18 protein-coding genes are annotated in these 16,511 nt (G+C 70.1%); 6 read left to right on the top strand and 12 right to left on the bottom strand.

Annotated elements, in window-relative coordinates; translation table 11 throughout:
* Positions 1-105: 105 nt before the first annotated feature.
* The 3 genes from AQI70_RS34910 to AQI70_RS34900 all read left to right on the top strand — a co-directional run bounded on the left by AQI70_RS34910 (position 106) and on the right by AQI70_RS34900 (position 2,530).
* Entirely contained in the window at positions 106-522 is a 417-nt protein-coding gene (locus AQI70_RS34910; protein WP_062156449.1) for a VOC family protein, read from the top strand.
* Between the two features lie 37 nt (positions 523-559).
* The gene (locus tag AQI70_RS34905; RefSeq protein ID WP_062156448.1) at positions 560-1,681 is read left to right on the top strand and encodes an LOG family protein; all 1,122 of its coding nucleotides are present in this window, start codon (positions 560-562) and stop codon (positions 1,679-1,681) included.
* Between the two features lie 180 nt (positions 1,682-1,861).
* Positions 1,862-2,530: an LAETG motif-containing sortase-dependent surface protein gene (locus tag AQI70_RS34900; protein WP_244181961.1), complete on the top strand. Its 669-nt coding sequence runs from the start codon at positions 1,862-1,864 to the stop codon at positions 2,528-2,530.
* An 81-nt stretch (positions 2,531-2,611) separates the two neighbouring features.
* On the opposite strand, the gene AQI70_RS34895 is transcribed toward AQI70_RS34900, so the two are convergent.
* The 5 genes from AQI70_RS34895 to rlmN form a co-directional block, all read right to left on the bottom strand.
* A complete protein-coding gene (locus tag AQI70_RS34895; RefSeq protein ID WP_062156446.1) occupies positions 2,612-3,448 on the bottom strand; it encodes a maleylpyruvate isomerase family mycothiol-dependent enzyme in 837 nt (278 codons plus the stop codon).
* A gap of 9 nt (positions 3,449-3,457) precedes the next feature.
* On the bottom strand, positions 3,458-4,510 hold the full coding sequence (locus AQI70_RS34890) for an ABC transporter ATP-binding protein (RefSeq protein WP_062156445.1): 1,053 nt from the start codon (positions 4,508-4,510) through the stop codon (positions 3,458-3,460).
* Positions 4,511-6,184: an ABC transporter permease gene (locus AQI70_RS34885; RefSeq protein WP_079051606.1), complete on the bottom strand. Its 1,674-nt coding sequence runs from the start codon at positions 6,182-6,184 to the stop codon at positions 4,511-4,513.
* Positions 6,160-7,245: a thiamine ABC transporter substrate-binding protein gene (locus AQI70_RS34880; RefSeq protein WP_062156444.1), complete on the bottom strand. Its 1,086-nt coding sequence runs from the start codon at positions 7,243-7,245 to the stop codon at positions 6,160-6,162. The genes AQI70_RS34885 and AQI70_RS34880 overlap by 25 nt, the downstream gene beginning before the upstream one ends.
* 218 nt (positions 7,246-7,463) lie before the next feature.
* The gene (rlmN, locus tag AQI70_RS34875; protein WP_062156443.1) at positions 7,464-8,570 is read right to left on the bottom strand and encodes a dual-specificity RNA methyltransferase RlmN; all 1,107 of its coding nucleotides are present in this window, start codon (positions 8,568-8,570) and stop codon (positions 7,464-7,466) included.
* A gap of 177 nt (positions 8,571-8,747) precedes the next feature.
* Here rlmN and AQI70_RS34870 point away from each other — a divergent pair, with 177 nt between their 5' ends.
* Both AQI70_RS34870 and AQI70_RS34865 read left to right on the top strand, forming a co-directional pair.
* Complete coding sequence (locus tag AQI70_RS34870) at positions 8,748-8,969, top strand: hypothetical protein (protein WP_062156442.1); 222 nt, start codon at positions 8,748-8,750, stop codon at positions 8,967-8,969.
* A gap of 192 nt (positions 8,970-9,161) precedes the next feature.
* A complete protein-coding gene (locus AQI70_RS34865) occupies positions 9,162-9,407 on the top strand; it encodes a hypothetical protein (RefSeq protein WP_062156441.1) in 246 nt (81 codons plus the stop codon).
* Between the two features lie 94 nt (positions 9,408-9,501).
* Here the strand turns inward: AQI70_RS34865 and AQI70_RS34860 are convergent, their stop codons facing one another.
* From AQI70_RS34860 to rpsB, 6 genes are all read right to left on the bottom strand, one after another.
* The gene (locus AQI70_RS34860) at positions 9,502-9,951 is read right to left on the bottom strand and encodes an SRPBCC family protein (RefSeq protein WP_062156440.1); all 450 of its coding nucleotides are present in this window, start codon (positions 9,949-9,951) and stop codon (positions 9,502-9,504) included.
* 169 nt (positions 9,952-10,120) lie between these two features.
* Complete coding sequence (locus AQI70_RS34855; protein WP_079051605.1) at positions 10,121-11,278, bottom strand: phosphatidate cytidylyltransferase; 1,158 nt, start codon at positions 11,276-11,278, stop codon at positions 10,121-10,123.
* Entirely contained in the window at positions 11,278-11,835 is a 558-nt protein-coding gene (gene frr, locus AQI70_RS34850) for a ribosome recycling factor (protein ID WP_055623354.1), read from the bottom strand. The genes AQI70_RS34855 and frr overlap by 1 nt, the downstream gene beginning before the upstream one ends.
* 168 nt (positions 11,836-12,003) lie before the next feature.
* Positions 12,004-12,762, bottom strand: a complete 759-nt coding sequence (gene pyrH / locus AQI70_RS34845) for a UMP kinase (RefSeq protein ID WP_062156438.1) — start codon at positions 12,760-12,762, stop codon at positions 12,004-12,006.
* A gap of 195 nt (positions 12,763-12,957) precedes the next feature.
* A complete protein-coding gene (gene tsf / locus AQI70_RS34840; protein ID WP_062156437.1) occupies positions 12,958-13,794 on the bottom strand; it encodes a translation elongation factor Ts in 837 nt (278 codons plus the stop codon).
* Between the two features lie 185 nt (positions 13,795-13,979).
* A complete protein-coding gene (gene rpsB / locus AQI70_RS34835) occupies positions 13,980-14,888 on the bottom strand; it encodes a 30S ribosomal protein S2 (protein ID WP_062156436.1) in 909 nt (302 codons plus the stop codon).
* A gap of 271 nt (positions 14,889-15,159) precedes the next feature.
* Here rpsB and AQI70_RS34830 point away from each other — a divergent pair, with 271 nt between their 5' ends.
* Entirely contained in the window at positions 15,160-15,771 is a 612-nt protein-coding gene (locus AQI70_RS34830) for a M23 family metallopeptidase (RefSeq protein WP_062156435.1), read from the top strand.
* 166 nt (positions 15,772-15,937) lie between these two features.
* Here AQI70_RS34830 and AQI70_RS34825 read toward each other — a convergent pair whose 3' ends face one another.
* On the bottom strand, positions 15,938-16,495 hold the full coding sequence (locus tag AQI70_RS34825) for a TetR/AcrR family transcriptional regulator (RefSeq protein ID WP_003997554.1): 558 nt from the start codon (positions 16,493-16,495) through the stop codon (positions 15,938-15,940).
* Positions 16,496-16,511 lie beyond the last annotated feature (16 nt).

The raw sequence follows: 16,511 nt of genomic DNA, 5'->3' as shown, positions 1-16,511 counted from the left end.
AACTCGCGGAAACTCGCGGAAAAAAATTCTCCGCCCGGCGATGAGTTCCGCCCAGGGCCCCGGTCTACCCCACCGAACAGCAGGCACCCCGATGGGAGAGACCCGATGAGCAGGACCTACCAGCAGATGATCTTCGTGAACCTGCCCGTGAACGACCTCGACGCCTCGAAGAAGTTCTTCACGGAGCTCGGTTACTCGATCAACCCGCAGTTCAGCGACGAGAACGCCGCCTCCGTGGTGATCAGCGACACCATCGTGGCGATGCTGCTCACCAAGCCGTTCTACTCGACCTTCACCAAGAAGGAGATCGCGGACGCCACGAGGACCAGCGAGGTGCTGATCTGTCTGAGCGCCGAGAGCCGCGAGAAGGTGGACGAGCTGGTGGAGAAGGCCGTCGCCGCCGGCGGCACCGCGTCGGACAAGGTCCAGGAGATGGACTTCATGTACGGCCGCTCCTTCGACGACCTCGACGGCCACACCTGGGAGGTCGTGTGGATGGACCCGTCGGCCATCGAGGGCTGAGGCCCGCCGTCCGTCGCCGCGTGCCTAGCATGGGCGGGTGCAGACGATGCCCGCCCATGCGGCCCACCACAACGACCGAGAGATCGAGACGCTGGAGGAGTTCGACGCGACCGTCTCGGCGCGCGGCACGCTCGCCGGATTCCGGGTCCAAGCCGTCGACCTGACGGACCGTACGCGCGAACTGCTCACCACGGACACGGCGGGCGCCGTCTTCCTCGGCTGCCCGATGCGCGAGGACGCCGCCGCGAAGATACGCACGGACGGCGCCCTGGTCTTCCCGCCCGTCCCCGACCTGCCCTTCGACCCGTACCGGGGGCTGGTCTACTCCCCCGACGAGCTCTTCGCCTCGCTGGCGGACGGCTACGAGGCCACGCCCGACGCCCGCGCCTACGCCTGGTTCCAGCGGACCAAGGCGGACGGGGACGTCTACGCCTCCATGCTCCGCGCGATCCACGACGACTCCGTCTCGGACGCGCTCGACGAACTCCTCGCCGGCGCCCGGGTGGTGGGCGTCATGGGCGGCCACGCGATGAAGCGCGGCACGCAGGCCTACGAGGGTGCCGCGCGGCTCGGCCGGGAGCTGGCCCGCACCGGTTTCACGGTCGCCACCGGCGGCGGCCCCGGCGCGATGGAGGCGGCCAACCTCGGCGCGTACGCCGCCCCGCACGACGGCGAGATGCTCTCCGACGCCCTCCGGCTCCTGGCGAAGGCGCCCGGGTTCACACCCTCGATCACCGAGTGGGCGGCAGCCGCGTTCGAGGTGCGGGCCCGCTGGCCGAAGGGCGGCCGTTCCGTCGGTATCCCGACCTGGTTCTACGGCCACGAGCCGCCGAACCCCTTCGCCTCGCACATTGCCAAGTACTTCGCCAACGCCACCCGCGAGGACGGCCTGCTGGCCCGCTCGAACGCGGGTGTCGTCTTCCTGCCGGGCGCCGCCGGCACCGTCCAGGAGATCTTCGACAACGCGACGCCGAACTACTACGAGTCGCGTGGCGAGCCCACCCCCATGGTCCTGGTCGACCGCGCGCACTGGACGGAGAAACTCCCGACCTGGCCGCTCCTGCAGTCCCTCGCCCGGGGCCGGTCGATGGAGTCGCGGATCGCCCTGGTGGACCGGATCGAGGAGGCTCCGGAGGCGTTGAAACGTCTCGGCGGTTAATAAGACGGCAAAGCCAACGGCCGTGGACCGCGGATGCGTTGACATTGCTTATGCCACGCTTATAAACCTGTGAGACTCCTGGGGGAGGTGATGTCACATCACCGCCTCCTTCAACCCCCCTCAGTTGAGCAACTCGTAAGGACAAACGTGTCCATAAACCGCCGTACTGTCGCGCGTTCCGTGCGTGCCCTGGGTGTTGCCTCCGCCTCGGCCGCGCTCGCGCTCGGCCTCGCGGGCAACGCGCTCGCGTGCGACATCAGTGAGTTCTCCGCCGAAGCCAAGTGCGACGGCGACAAGGGTGTCATCACCGTCACCGACGTGGACCCCAGCGGCGTCCCGGCGACCGTCACCGTGTACCTGCAGAACAACGGCGCCGACCTGAAGAAGGTCGGCGAGCAGGTGGTCAAGGGCTCGCGCGAGGGTGTCACCATCACCTTCGCCGAGAACTGGAAGCCGGACGCCGAGTACCGCGTCCACGTCAAGGCCGAGGGCTATGTCGACGAGGACATCAAGCCGAACCTGACGACCCCGTCCACGGCCTGCAAGAAGGAAGAGGAGCAGCCGCCGGCTCCGTCGGACGCCCCGACCCCGACCCCGTCGGACTCCGCCTCGACCCCGGCCGAGGAGACCGACTCGCCGACCCCGACGCCCTCGGAGAGCGAGAGCACCGCCCCCGCGGACACCGAGAGCAACGCCCCGTCCCCGGCGGCCGGTGACTCCAACCTCGCCGAGACCGGTGCGAACTCCAACACCGGCCTGATCGCCGGCATCGCGGTCGCCCTGGTCGCGATCGGCGGCGGCGCGGTCTTCTTCGGCCTGCGCCGCCGTGGGGCGAACAGCGACCGCTGACGCGCCAGGACCGGCAACGCCCGTGGTGGCCCGTCCCCTTCGCGGGGGCGGGCCCTTCGCGTGTCGGGGCGCGGGCGTGTGTCAGCCGAACGTCGCCCGCTCCAGCCAGAACTCCAGCAGCTCCCGCTCGCCGATGACCTCCAACCCGGGGCTGTCCAGCGGCAGTCGACGGTAGAAGGCGAGCAGTACGGCGGTCAACGGCCCGCGGAGTGCGACCGTCGCCTTCTCATGCCCGCGCCGCCAGGCGACGACCTCCTCGGAGAGGTCGATCACCCTCCCCCACCCTTCGGGCGGGGGGACCCCCATCTCGCTTCGCTCGGCGTTCACGTCGGAGCCGGTGTCGGTGGCGTGCAGATGGATACTGCTCCCCGGCCGGCGCAGCTCCCTCGCCGGATCGTCGGGCAACGTCCGCTGCGACCACTCCACGATCTCCAGCCACTCGTCGACCGCGTCGGCGGCCACGTCCGGCGCGACCTCGTAGGGCAGCCCTGCGGCGAGCGCCGCGTCCGCGCGGTGGACGGTGATCTCGTGCGTCATACGGCGGGCCCAGAACCCGGCATTGAGGATCCCGGCCCATCCCCACACCTTCGCGTCCGGCCCGGCCTCGCGCAGGGTGCCGACGATCATCTCGCCGGTCTCGGCGAGCCAGGCGTCCAGCGCGGCGGCGTCGCCCTCGCCCTCGGGGCCGCCGGCCCCGGGCACCCGCTCCTCCGGGATCTCCTCCTCGGCGCGTGTCCGCACCATCAGCTCCACCCAGCGCAGGGCGCCGCCCAGATGCCGTACGAGCTGTTCCAGCGACCAGTCCGGGCAGGTCGGCACGGTGGCCGAGAGGTCCGCGCCGGAGGTCACCACCGCCCTCAACTGCCGTATCTGATGGGCGATCTCGTCGCAGTACCGGTCATGCGCTAGCGGGGTCATGGGAGCACCCTAGGGGCGCTGCCCTCCGCCGAGCACCACGATTTCGGCGGCGTCGAACTCCACCCCGACCTCGTCCCCGACCTCCGGCGCGTCCCGCAACGCGCACGCCGCTTCCAGGCGCGGGGCGTCCTCCGGCTGGAGGCGGACGGCGACATGGGTGCCCTTGAAGGTCCGCGCGGCGACTGTGCAGCGCAGCCCGGCGTCGGCGGCCACGAGCCGCACTCCGGCCGGCCGTACGAGCAGCGTCCGCGTGCCCTGCACGGAACCCTCGCCCACCGGCAGCTTGCCCCAGGGGGTGTCCGCGGCCTCGCCCACGACCGTGCCCTCGACCACGTTCTCGAACCCGAGGAAGCGGGCCACGAACTCGTCCACCGGCCGCTGCCACACCTGAAGCGGCGTACCGGTCTGGGCGATCCGCCCGTCCCGCATCACCACGACCCGGTCGGCGAGCGCGAAGGCCTCGCCCTGGTCGTGCGTCACGGCCAGCACGGTGGTGCCCAACCGACCGAAAAGCTCCCGGAGTTCGACCACGAGCCGCTCCCGCAGCGAGCGGTCGAGCTGGCCGAGCGGCTCGTCCAGCATCAGCAGCCGCGGCCGGGGAGCGAGTGCCCGGGCCAGCGCCACCCGCTGCTGCTCACCGCCGGACAGGGAGGCGACGGCACGGCGGGCGGCGCCCGGCAGTCCGACCAGGTCGAGCAGCTCCCGTACCCGCTCGGTCTGTTCACCCTTGGAGGCGCCGTGCATGCGCGCCCCGAAGGCCACATTGCCGCCGACGTCCCGCTGGGGGAACAGCTGATGGTCCTGGAACATCAGCCCGACTCCCCGCTTGTGCGCGGGCACCCCCGCCTGGTCCCGTCCGTCGAGCAGCACCCGCCCGCCGTCCAGCGGTTGCAGCCCCGCCACCGCCCGCAGCAGCGTCGACTTGCCGCTGCCGCTCGGCCCGAGCACGCACACGATCTCGTGCTCGGCGACATCGAGATCGACGCCGTCCAGCGCGGCCCACCCGCCGAACCGTACGGTCGCGCCCTCAAGACTCAGCAGACTCTGCGGACCGTGTGCCATCTAGAACTCCCCCGTCCGATCCGTACGAAGCCGCTCCAGCACCAGCAACGCCACCGCGCACACCACCATCAGCACCGTCGAGAGGGCCATCGCCTGGCCGTAGTTGAGCTCGCCGGCCCGCCCCAGCAGCCGCGCCACGGCGACCGGCAGGGTCGGGTTGTCGGGCCGCGCGATGAACACGGTCGCCCCGAACTCCCCGAGCGACACCGCGAAGGCGAACCCGGCCGCGATCAGCAGCGCCCGCCGCACCAACGGCAGATCCACCTCACGCCAGACCCGCCACGGCGACGCCCCCAGCACCGCCGCCGCCTCCCGCAGCCGCTGGTCCACGGCCCGCAGCACCGGGAGCATGGTCCGCACGACGAAGGGCACCCCGACCAGCGCCTGGGCCAGCGGCACGAGAATCCACGTGCTGCGCAGGTCGAGCGGCGGCTCGTCCAGGGCGATCAGGAAGCCGAACCCGACCGTCACCGCGGACACCCCGAGCGGCAGCATCAACAGCGCGTCGAAGCCCCGTACGAACCGGCCCGCGTCCCGCCGGGTCAGCGCGGCCGCGGCGAGAGAGCCGATCAGCACGGCGATGAGGGTGGCGACGACGGCGTACTGCAGCGAATTGCCGATCGCCTCGATCGGCGCCACCAGGAAGACCCCGCCGTCGGCGCTGGTCAGCGCCCGATAGTAACCGAAGGCGGGCGCGTCCAGGGACCGCTGCACCAGCACGGCCAGGGGCAGCAGCAGGAGTACGACGATGACGACCAGGACACCGGCCAGCAGCGTCCACTGCCCCGCCCCGCGCGGCCGCCGCGCGGTCACGGCGGCGTCTACCAGGCGCAGGGTGCTCTCCCGCCGCCGTACCGTCCAGGCGTGCACGGCGAGGATCGCGCCCACCGCCAGGAACTGGATGATCGTGAGGACCGCGGCCGTGGACAGGTCGAAGATCTCCGACGTCTGCCGGTAGATCTCCACTTCGAGGGTCGAGAAGGTCGGGCCGCCGAGGATCTGCACCACGCCGAAGGAGGTGAAGGTGAACAGGAAGACCATGAGCGCGGCGGCGGCCACGGCGGGCCCGAGAGCGGGGAGGGTGACGGTCCGCCAGGCGGTGAGGCGTGACGCACCCAGCATCCGCGCGGCCTCCTCCTGCCGCGGGTCGAGCTGCGACCAGAGCCCGCCGACGGTCCGTACGACGACGGCGTAGTTGAAGAAGACGTGCGCGAGCAGGATGGCCCACACGGTGGTGTCGAGGCGTACGCCCCACAGCTCGTCGAGGAGTCCGCCGCGGCCGACGAGCGCGAGGAACGCCGTACCGACGACGACCGTCGGCAGCACGAAGGGGACGGTCACGACGGCGCGCAGGAGTTGCTTGCCGGGGAAGTCGAAGCGGGCGAAGACATAGGCGCCCGGCAGCGCGGCAAGCAGCGTGAGAGCGGTGGAGGCGAGCGCCTGCCAGGTGGTGAACCACAGGACGTGCTGGATGTCGGACTGCCCGAGCACATCCCGGAGCCGGCCGAACTGCCACACCCCGTCGGCCTTCAGACCGCGCGCGACGATCGCGGCGACGGGGTAGGCGAAGAAGACCGCGAAGAAAGCGACGGGCACGGCGATGAGGCCGAGCCGCACCGCCGCGCTCCGCGCGCGTCCCTTGCGGGGGACTACTTCAGTACCAGCGAGGTCCACGACTTGACCCAGTCGTCACGGTTGTCGGCGATCTTCGCCGGGTCCATGGTCTCGGGATCCTCGGCCTGCGGGCCGTACTCGGTGAACTCGTCGGGCACCTGGGCGCCCTCGACCACCGGGTAGACGAACATGTTGAGCGGCATGTCCTCCTGGAACGTCTTCGTCAGCAGGAAGTCGATCAGCGCCTTGCCGCCCTCGGCGTTCTTGGCGTTGCTCAGCAGGCCCGCGTACTCGACCTGGCGGAAGCAGGTGCCGGTCGCGACGCCGGTGGGCGCGGTGGTCGGCTTCGGGTCGCCGTAGATCACCTCGGCGGGCGGCGAGGAGGCGTACGACACGACGAGCGGCCGGTCGGCCTTGGCCTTCTTGCCGCCGGCGGAGCCGGAGAACTCCTCGTTGTAGGCCTGCTCCCAGCCGTCGACGACCTTCACGCCGTTGGCCTTCAGCTTCTTCCAGTAGTCCTGCCAGCCGTCGTCGCCGTACTGGGCGGCGGTGCCGAGCAGGAAGCCGAGGCCGGGCGAGGAGGTGGAGGCGTTCTCGGTGACGAGGAGGTTCTTGTACTTCGGCTTGACCAGGTCGTCGAAGGAGGCCGGCGGGGTCAGCTTGTGCTCGCTGAAGTACGCCTTGTCGTAGTTGACGCAGATGTCGCCGGTGTCGATCGGCGTGACCCGGTGCTCGTCCTGGCCGGCGAGGTACTCGGGCTTGATGGTGCCGGCGCCCTTCGGCTCGTACGACTGGAACAGGTCGTTGTCGAGCGCCCGCGAGAGCAGGGTGTTGTCGACGCCGAAGAAGACGTCGCCCTGCGGGTTGTCCTTGGTCAGGATGGCCTTGTTGACGGCCTGCCCGGCGTCGCCGTCCTCCAGGACCCTGACCTTGTATCCGGACTGCTTCTCGAAGGCGGCCAGGACGCTCTTCGAAACGGCCCACGAGTCGTGGCTGACGAGCGTGACGTCCTTGCTCTTGGACCCGGCGGTGTCGCTGCCCGAGTCGGACGAACCGCACGCGGACAGCGTGACGAGGCCGAGCCCGACGGCCACGGCCGCGAACTTCTTGGTGGTGCTCACGAAATTCCTCCTGGGATGGACCAGGAAGAGACGCGGCCCTGCCCAGGAACCCTTTCGGCTCCTGGGCAGGGCGCAACAGCTTGAGTGATGACCGAACTTCCTACCCAGAATGACCTGGGCGAGGTTCAGAGGGTCTGCGGCCCGGTTGCCGCACTCTCAGCGCTGTGGCGCTCCCCTGTCGGAATATGCAGATGTGCGTACGGGTGTACGGGCTCAGATTACCGCTCGGTGGCCGCGAGCTGACCGCAGGCCCCGTCGATCTCCTGACCACGGGTGTCCCGGATCGTCACCGGCACACCATGGGCGGCGATGGCCTCGACGAAGGCCTTCTCGTCCTCGGGCCGGGAGGCGGTCCACTTGGACCCGGGCGTCGGGTTCAGCGGAATCAGGTTCACATGCACGGGCCTGCCCTTGAGCAGCCGCCCGAGGCGGTCACCTCGCCAGGCCTGGTCGTTGATGTCCCGGATCAGCGCGTACTCGATGGACAGCCGGCGCCCGGACTTCGCGGCGTACTCGAACCCGGCGTCGAGCACCTCGCGCACCTTCCAGCGCGTGTTGACGGGGACGAGGGTGTCGCGCAGCTCGTCGTCGGGCGCGTGCAGCGAGATGGCGAGCCGGCACTTGAAGCCCTCGTCGGCGAACCGGTGGATGGCCGGGACGAGCCCGACCGTCGAGACGGTGATGCCCCGCTGGGACAGCCCCAGCCCGTCGGGCTCGGGATCGGTGAGCCGCCGGACGGCCCCCACGACCCGGTTGTAGTTGGCGAGGGGTTCGCCCATGCCCATGAAGACGATGTTGGAGAGCCGGGCGGGCCCACCGGGCACTTCCCCGTCCCGCAGGGCGCGCATCCCGTCCACGATCTGGTGGACGATCTCGGCGGTGGACAGATTCCGGTCCAGCCCGGCCTGCCCCGTGGCACAGAACGGGCAGTTCATCCCGCACCCCGCCTGCGAGCTGATGCACATGGTCACCCGATCCGGGTACCGCATCAGCACCGACTCGACGAGCGTCCCGTCGAACAGCCGCCACAGCGTCTTGCGCGTGGTGCCCTGGTCGGTCGACAGATGCCGTACGACGGTCATGAGCTCGGGGAAGAGCTCCTCCCGCAGCTTGGCACGCGCCCCGGCGGGGATCTCGGTCCACTCCTCCGGGTCGTGCGCGTACCGCGCGAAGTAGTGCTGCGAGAGCTGCTTGGCGCGAAACGGCTTCTCACCGATCGCGGCGACGGCGTCCTTGCGCTCGCCGGGCGTGAGGTCGGCAAGGTGCCGCGGCGGCTTCTTGGCTCCGCGCGGGGCGACGAAAGTGAGTTCTCCGGGCTTAGGCATGGCCCAACCAGTGTCGCAGATCCATTCGGGTGACCCGGGCGCTGAGCCCTGCCCGGTGGTCACCCATCGCCGTGCCGGTCGTCATCACGCGGCCCACGCGGGTGCCGGTACTGGTTCCCGTCCCACCATCGCCGCAGCTCGGCGCACCCTGACGCCGGAGGCGTCGTTAAGGGGGTCATGAAGATCATCGCTCCCGCCGCGCTTGTCGCCGCGACTCTCATCCTGGCCGCCGCCGTCCCAGCCTCGGCAGACGGGGACCACGGGGTTCCCCGGACGGGCCAGAAGACGCCCGCCCCTGCCGCCGCCTCCAAGCCCAGCCTGCCCACAATGACGGAAGAGGCTCCGGACACCGATCTCCCGCAGGGAATCCTTCCGCGCATCATGGACCAGCTGCTCTAGCGCCACCCGAGCGACTCGCAGCCCGAGCAGAGGCGGGGACCGTCGCGTCCCCGCCGGCGCGGAGTCGGTCGCTGGAACGACTGCCGGCCCGATCCCGCCTAAGACCAGCTACACATCGACGCCCTCGTCAGCATCGGTTCATAAAAGGGCAGAGCAGGACATCCTGAAGGCGGTCTCCTCGTTGAGTCAGGCATGAAGATCATCGCTGTTGCCGCCCTCACCGGTGCGGCTCTCCTCACCGCCGCCCTCCCCGCCTCAGCAGACGACGGCCCTCTCGACTTCGGCATCTTCCAGGGTGTCAACGACACCAAGGGGTCAGGTTTCACAGGCTCGCCGAGCCCGAGCTGGAAGCACGCCAGCAACGGACCGGACGCAACCGTCCCGGAGTCGGCCCTGACAAAGCTGGTGGGCAGCCTGATGGGACCCGGCCAGCAGTAACGCGCTCGTCCCGCCCGGCACGACGCCGGACGGCCCGGGGACGCCCGGCCCCACTCCTCGCGGGCATCGGCCGCGAGGAGTGGTCCCAGGATCGTCAGTCGGTGGTGCGCTCCAGCCTGTCCTTGAGGAGTTGCTCGTCGCGCGGCAGCTCCTTGCGGACCTGCGGGCGCACGACGAGGGGCACCAGGACCCTGCCGAACCCGTGCCCTTCGAAGTCGAGCTCGATCGTCACCCGGGAACGCCGCCCGTCGTCGAGCGGCTCGATCTCCCCGTGGGCCCGCGGCCTGACGGGGCCCTCGATGCCGTGCAGCTCCCAGCTGCGCGGCGGGTCGAGCTCGGTGAACTCCACGGTCATCGGAATCTCGCGGTTGCCGATGCGCCGGGTGACCCGGACCCGGGAGCCGGGGTGTGCGGGCCCCTCGTCGAGCAGATCCGCGGAGACGGCGCTCAGCTGCCATTCCGGCAGGTGGGAGGGGTCGGTGACATACGCGTAGACCTCGTCCGGGGTCCGGTCGATGTCGATGACTTCTCGGATGGTGGTCATGGAGACCCCCTTTGAGGTGCCTTGCGGGCGTACACGGGAATCGTCCCACCAGACGACCCGGCACACCATCGCGCAGCAAGCCGAGGAGCCCCCGCTCGGCACGAGCGGGGGCTCCCAGACGCTTTCCCAGACGCTTTCCCAGATGCGTTCCGAGATGCTTGTGGACCCGTCAGCCCGACCCCACGAACAGCACCAACAGCAGCCACACCACCGGCGCCGTGGGCAGCAGCGAGTCGAGCCGGTCCATGATGCCGCCATGGCCGGGCAGCAGCGTGCCCATGTCCTTGATGCCCAGGTCCCGCTTGATCATCGACTCGCCGAGGTCGCCGAGCGTCGCACTCGCCGCGACCGCGAGGCCCAGCAGCAGGCCCTGCCACCAGATCCCGTCATCGATCAGGAACTGCATGCACAGCGCGCCCGCCACCATCGCGAAGCTCACCGCGCCGAGCAGGCCCTCGCGGGTCTTGCCGGGGCTGATGCGCGGGGCGAGCTTGTGCTTGCCGAAGCGCCAGCCGATGGCGTACGCGCCGGTGTCGCTCACCACCGTCAGCAGCAGGAAGGTCAGAACGCGCCAGGGCCCGTCGTCGGCGGTGAGCATCATCGCCACGAACGTCGCCAGGAACGGCACGTAGAAGGCCGCGAAGACACCCGCGGTGACGTCCTTGAGATAGCCCTCCGGCGGCTCCGTCATCCGCCAGACCAGTACGGCCAGCGCCGTCAGCGCCATCGACACCCAGGCGCCCTCGGCACCCCGGACATAGCCGGCGACGACCATCGCCGCACCGCCGAGTGCGAGCGGGACGACGGGTGCCTTGACGCCCTTGCGCTCCTCCAGCCGCTTGGTCAGCTCCCACAGGCCCACGACGACGGCGACGGCGATCACACCGACGAACAGGGCCTTGACGATGAACAGCGACGCGACGATCACCACGCCCAGCCCGACGCCGACCCCTATGGCCGCGCTCAGGTCGCGCCCCGCGCTCTTCTTCTGCGGCTGGGGCGCCGGCTGCGGGGCGTCGGGCATGGGCTCCGGATTCTGCGGCGCCGCCTCGGAGGGCCGCGCCTGCGGCGTGTCGTGAGACCGCGTGTGCGGCGGCTGACGGCGGAACAAGGGGCCGCTCAGCCGAGCGGCCCCCCGGTCGTCATCCTGGTCTCCGCCATACGCGGGTACGTCGGGCACGATGGGCATGGGGCGAGTCTGCTGCGCCTCAGGCGCATCGTACGCGGGACCCGCCGGGGCGGCCCCCTGGACAGGTCCACGCTCGGTGGGCCCCCAGTACCCGGCCTGCCCGGCTGCGGGCGGCGCGCCCCAGGAAGAGTCGTTCATCAGACCTCGAGGAGCTCCGCTTCCTTGTGCTTGAGGAGCTCGTCCACCTGAGCCACGTACTTGTGCGTGGTGTCGTCGAGCTCCTTCTCCGCACGGCGGCCCTCGTCCTCGCCGATCTCGCCGTCCTTGATCAGCTTGTCGATGGCGTCCTTGGCCTTGCGGCGGACGGAGCGGATGGACACCTTGGCGTCCTCGCCCTTGCCCTTGGCGACCTTGATGTACTCGCGGCGGCGCTCCTCGGTGAGCTCGGGGAACACCACCCGGATGATGTTGCCGTCGTTGCTCGGGTTGACGCCGAGGTCGGAGTCGCGGATCGCCTGCTCGATGTTGCGCAGCGCGCTCTTGTCGAACGGGGTCACGACCGCCATGCGCGGCTCCGGCACGGAGAACGAAGCCAGCTGGTTGATCGGCGTCGGCGCGCCGTAGTAGTCGGCCACGATCTTGTTGAACATCGCCGGGTGCGCACGGCCGGTGCGGATCGCGGCGAAGTCCTCCTTGGCGACCACGACGGCCTTCTCCATCTTCTCCTCGGCCTCGAGGAGGGTCTCTTCGATCACCACTTGCTCCTGCGTGTCTTGAGTAAGGCCCGGCTGCGGTTCCTTGATGGGGCGGCGGCCGGCTGCGTCGCGTCTTCTTCCTGCACGGTTCCCGACCGGCAGGACATTGTCCATCCCCCGGTCAGGGTCCGTCCCGTCCGTCCCCCGGACGGGTTTACTGTCGGGGCGTCAGCCCTGGCTGCCCTGATCACCCACAAGCGTGCCGATCTTCTCACCCTTGACGGCGCGCGCGATATTGCCCTCGGCCAGCAGCTCGAAGACGAGGATCGGGAGCTTGTTGTCGCGGCACAGGGTGATCGCCGTGGCGTCGGCGACCTTGAGGTCGCGGGTGATGACCTCGCCGTAGCCGAGGGAGTCGAACTTGACGGCGTCCGGGTTGGTCTTCGGGTCGGAGTCGTAGACCCCGTCCACGCCGTTCTTGCCCATCAGCAGCGCCTCGGCGTCGATCTCCAGGGCCCGCTGGGCAGCGGTGGTGTCGGTGGAGAAGTACGGCATGCCCATACCGGCGCCGAAGATGACCACGCGGCCCTTCTCCAGGTGCCGTACGGCGCGCAGCGGGATGTACGGCTCGGCGACCTGGCCCATGGTGATGGCGGTCTGGACCCGGCTGTCGATGCCCTCCTTCTCCAGGAAGTCCTGGAGGGCGAGGCAGTTCATCACGGTGCCGAGCATTCCCATGTAGTCGGAGCGGGCCCGGTCCATGCCGCGCACCTGCAGTTCGGCGCCGCGGAAGAAGTTGCCACCGCCGATGACGACCGCAATCTGCGCCCCGTCGCGTACGACGGCGGCGATCTCGCGGGCGATCTTGTGCACCACGTCCGGGTCGACTCCGAGACCCCCGCCGCCGGAGAAGGCCTCGCCGGACAGCTTCAGCAGAAACCGGCCGTGTACTTTGCCGTCGTCGCTCTTCTGGGCCTTGGTGGTCATCGAGATCCCGCCTTTGTTACGTGGTGCACATACGAAGAAGGCCACTGCCGGCTCGGGCGTGTTTCGCATCCCATGCGCGGCAATGGCCTCCTCGTCAGATCTGCTGTCGTCCGTCACGCGCGCGTGCGTGGTGACGGCGTCCGCGGACGACCTGCCTCGACCCTATCGGGGTCGGGCGTCGATCGCGGTACGGACTCAGATGCCGACCTTGATGCGCGTGAAGCGCTTCAGGGTGACACCGGCCTCGTCCAGAACCTTCTGGACCGACTTCTTGTTGTCGAGCGCGTACGGCTGACCGAGCAGCGTGGCGTCCTTGAAGAAGCCGTTCAGACGACCCTCGACGATCTTCGCGATCGCGGCCTCGGGCTTGCCCTCGGCGCGGGTGGTCTCCTCGGCGATGCGGCGCTCGGACTCGACGACGTCGGCCGGCACGTCCTCCTTGGAGAGGTACTTCGGCGCGAAGGCGGCGATGTGCTGGGCGACGCCCTTGGCGACCTCGGCGTTCGGCTTGTCGAACTCGACCAGGACACCGATCTGCGGGGGCAGGTCGGGCATCGTGCGGTGCATGTACGCGAGCACGAAGCCGTCCGAGAACTGCGCGAAGCGGTCCAGGACGATCTTCTCGCCGAGGTTGGCGTTGGCCTCGTCCACGAACGCCTGGACGGTCTTGCCGGGCTCGATCTCGGAGGCGAGCAGGGCCTCGAGGTCGGCCGGGGAGGTCTTGGCGACGTGCTCGGCGATCGCGGTGGCGGCGGCCTGGAACTTGTCACCCTTGGCGACGAAGTCCGTCTCGCACTTCAGCTCGACGAGGACACCGGAGGAGTTGTCGTCGGCGATGATCGAGACCACGGCGCCGTTCTCGGCGGAGCGGCCCTCACGCTTGGCGACGCCCTTCTGGCCCTTGATGCGCAGCGCCTCGACAGCCTTCTCGACGCTGCCCTCGGCCTCGTCCAGCGCCTTCTTGCAGTCCATCATGCCGGCGCCGGTGAGCTCGCGGAGCTTCTTGACGTCAGCGGCGGTGTAGTTCGCCATGAGTCTGTGAATCTTTCTCGAAGTCTGGAAGATCGAAGATCTACGGGGTCTACGGCTCCCAAGGGGTAGCGGGAGCCGTAGACCTTCCGTCGACCTACGGGTGAACGGCGGGAGCGGACTTCACCGCGCCGGAGGCGCTGTTGGTGGCAGTACCGCCCCCGCCGTCAACCCTGACGCTGACGGTGTCAGGCCTGCTCGCCCTCGGCGGCCGGGGCCTCAGCGGCCGGAGCCTCGGCAGCCGGAGCCTCAGCGGCCGGGGCCTCGGCAGCCGGAGCCTCAGCGGCGGGCGCCTCGGCGGCGGCCGGGGCCTCCTCGGCCTTCTTCTCGCCCTCGAGCAGGTCGCGCTCCCACTCGGCGAGCGGCTCGCCCGCGGCCTTCTCGCCCTTGCCTTCCGTCGCCACGCCGGAACGGGCGATGAGGCCCTCGGCGACGGCGTCGGCGATCACACGGGTGAGCAGGGTGACGGAGCGGATCGCGTCGTCGTTGCCCGGGATCTTGTAGTCGACCTCGTCGGGGTCGCAGTTGGTGTCGAGGATCGCGACGACCGGAATGTTCAGCTTCCGGGCCTCACCAACGGCGATGTGCTCCTTCTTGGTGTCCACGATCCAGACGGCGCTGGGCACCTTCTGCATCTCGCGGATACCGCCGAGGGTCTTCTCCAGCTTGGCCTTCTCGCGGGAGAGGACCAGCAGCTCCTTCTTGGTCAGACCGGAGGACGCGACGTCCTCGAAGTCGATCTGCTCAAGCTCCTTCAGGCGCTGCAGACGCTTGTAGACGGTCGAGAAGTTGGTGAGCATGCCGCCCAGCCAGCGCTGGTTGACGTAGGGCATGCCGACGCGGGTGGCCTGCTCGGCGATGGCCTCCTGCGCCTGCTTCTTCGTGCCGACGAACATGACCGTGCCGCCGTGGGCGACGGTCTCCTTGACGAACTCGTAGGCGCGGTCGATGTACGACAGCGACTGGAGCAGGTCGATGATGTAGATGCCGTTGCGCTCGGTGAAGATGAAGCGCTTCATCTTCGGGTTCCAACGACGGGTCTGGTGACCGAAGTGGACGCCGCTCTCCAGCAGCTCCCGCATCGTGACGACGGCCATGGCCGTGTTCTCCTTGGTTCTCGGTTGTGCCGCGAGTGCCGGACGGCTCCCGCGCCTGACGCCCACATGCGCCGTGCCGCAAAGGACCGAGGGGCGCTGACACGGACCGTTTCCGGTGGCCGTGTCGGGGCGTGCGAAGTCGACCCGGTGACCCGGATCGCCAGAAGAAGTGTACGGGACCCGCGGGGCAGCGGGTGACGCCCATGTCCACAACGGAAGAGTTGTCCACAGATCCCGGCCATGATCGGGCGGGGTGCGGGACGGTTCTCGCATGCGAACGAAGCGATGTGGGAAGGCGGCGAGGACGTGCGGGCGGCTGGTGTTGCTGCTGCTTCTGACGGCGGCCGTCCTGCTGGCACCGGCACCACGGCTGACCCCGACCGCCATGAGCGCGCCCAGCGCGCCGGCCCCGGACCCCGCAGTGCCGGCGATCGGCCGCGCCTGGCCCGTGGGGGTACGGCCCCCGATCCTCCGCGGCTGGGAGCCCCCGGCGACACCGTACGCCCGGGGCCACCGCGGCGTGGACCTCGCGGCACCGCCCGGGACACCGGTACGGGCGGTAGCGGCGGGCCGGGTGTCGTTCGCGGGCCGGGTGGCCGGGAAGGGGGTCGTGTCGGTGGAGCTGACGGGGACGGGGGATCCGCCGCTGCGGACGACGTACGAGCCGGTGCGGGCGTCGGTGCGGAAGGGGGACGAGGTGGCGGCGGGCGAGGTGGTGGGGACGGTGGAGTCGACGGGCGCGCACTGCACGGCCGCGTGTGTGCACTGGGGCCTACGCAGAGGCGAGACCTACATGGACCCCCTGTCGCTGCTTCCGCCATGGCTGCTGCACAGGGGCCCGTCGCGACTGCTGCCGGTCCTGGGTGTGCCGCTGCCGTCGTAGCCGCACCCCCTGCTCGAAGAGCAGCTTGGCGGAGGCATCCCGCCGCGCCGGCCGCGCGACACCCCGGCCTCAGCCTCGAAGCCTCGACGCCCTCCCCCGATCAGCACCGTCGCCTCAGCCCAACCGCACCCGGCACCCGGCAGCAGACAGCAGGCAGCAGCCGACGTCAGCCCCGAACCCCCCGCAAAGCCATAGCCACAGCCGCCTCCGTAATCGCCGCAGGCTCCTCCGCCGCCCCCAGCTCGATCCGCCGCACAGCCGCGTCCACGACGCCCTGCAACAGCATCGCCGCGAGCCGGGGCTCCGCGTGCCCCATCTCCCCCAGCGCCTCGACGATCATCGCGACCAGCCCGCCATGGGCAGCCCGGATCTTCTCCCGGGCCCCCGCATCCAGCTCACTCGCGGAGATCGCCACCACGGCCCGGTGCCGCCGGTCTCCGACCAGCGCGAGCTGCCGGCGCACATACGCCTCGACCTTGCCCTCGGGCGTGTCCTGCCGCTCCATCGCCGCCGAAACCTCCGCGGCCCACACGGGAAAGTCGACCTCGCACAGCTCCTCGACCACGGCGGCCCGCGACCGGAAGTACTCGTACACGGACGAGCGCGCGAGCCCCGTCCGCTCGGCGAGAGCCGGGAAGGTCAGCGCCTCCGTACCGCCCTCGGACAACAGGGAACGAGCCGCGTCCAGCAGGGCGGCTCGCTGCATCGACCGGTGCTCGGCCACGGAGGCCGCTCGAATC

The sequence above is a fragment of the Streptomyces curacoi genome, from assembly GCF_001513975.1.
Classification (GTDB): Bacteria; Actinomycetota; Actinomycetes; order Streptomycetales; family Streptomycetaceae; genus Streptomyces; species Streptomyces curacoi.
Note: the sequence above shows the minus strand (reverse complement) of the source record. Positions and strands in the feature narration are given on the sequence as shown.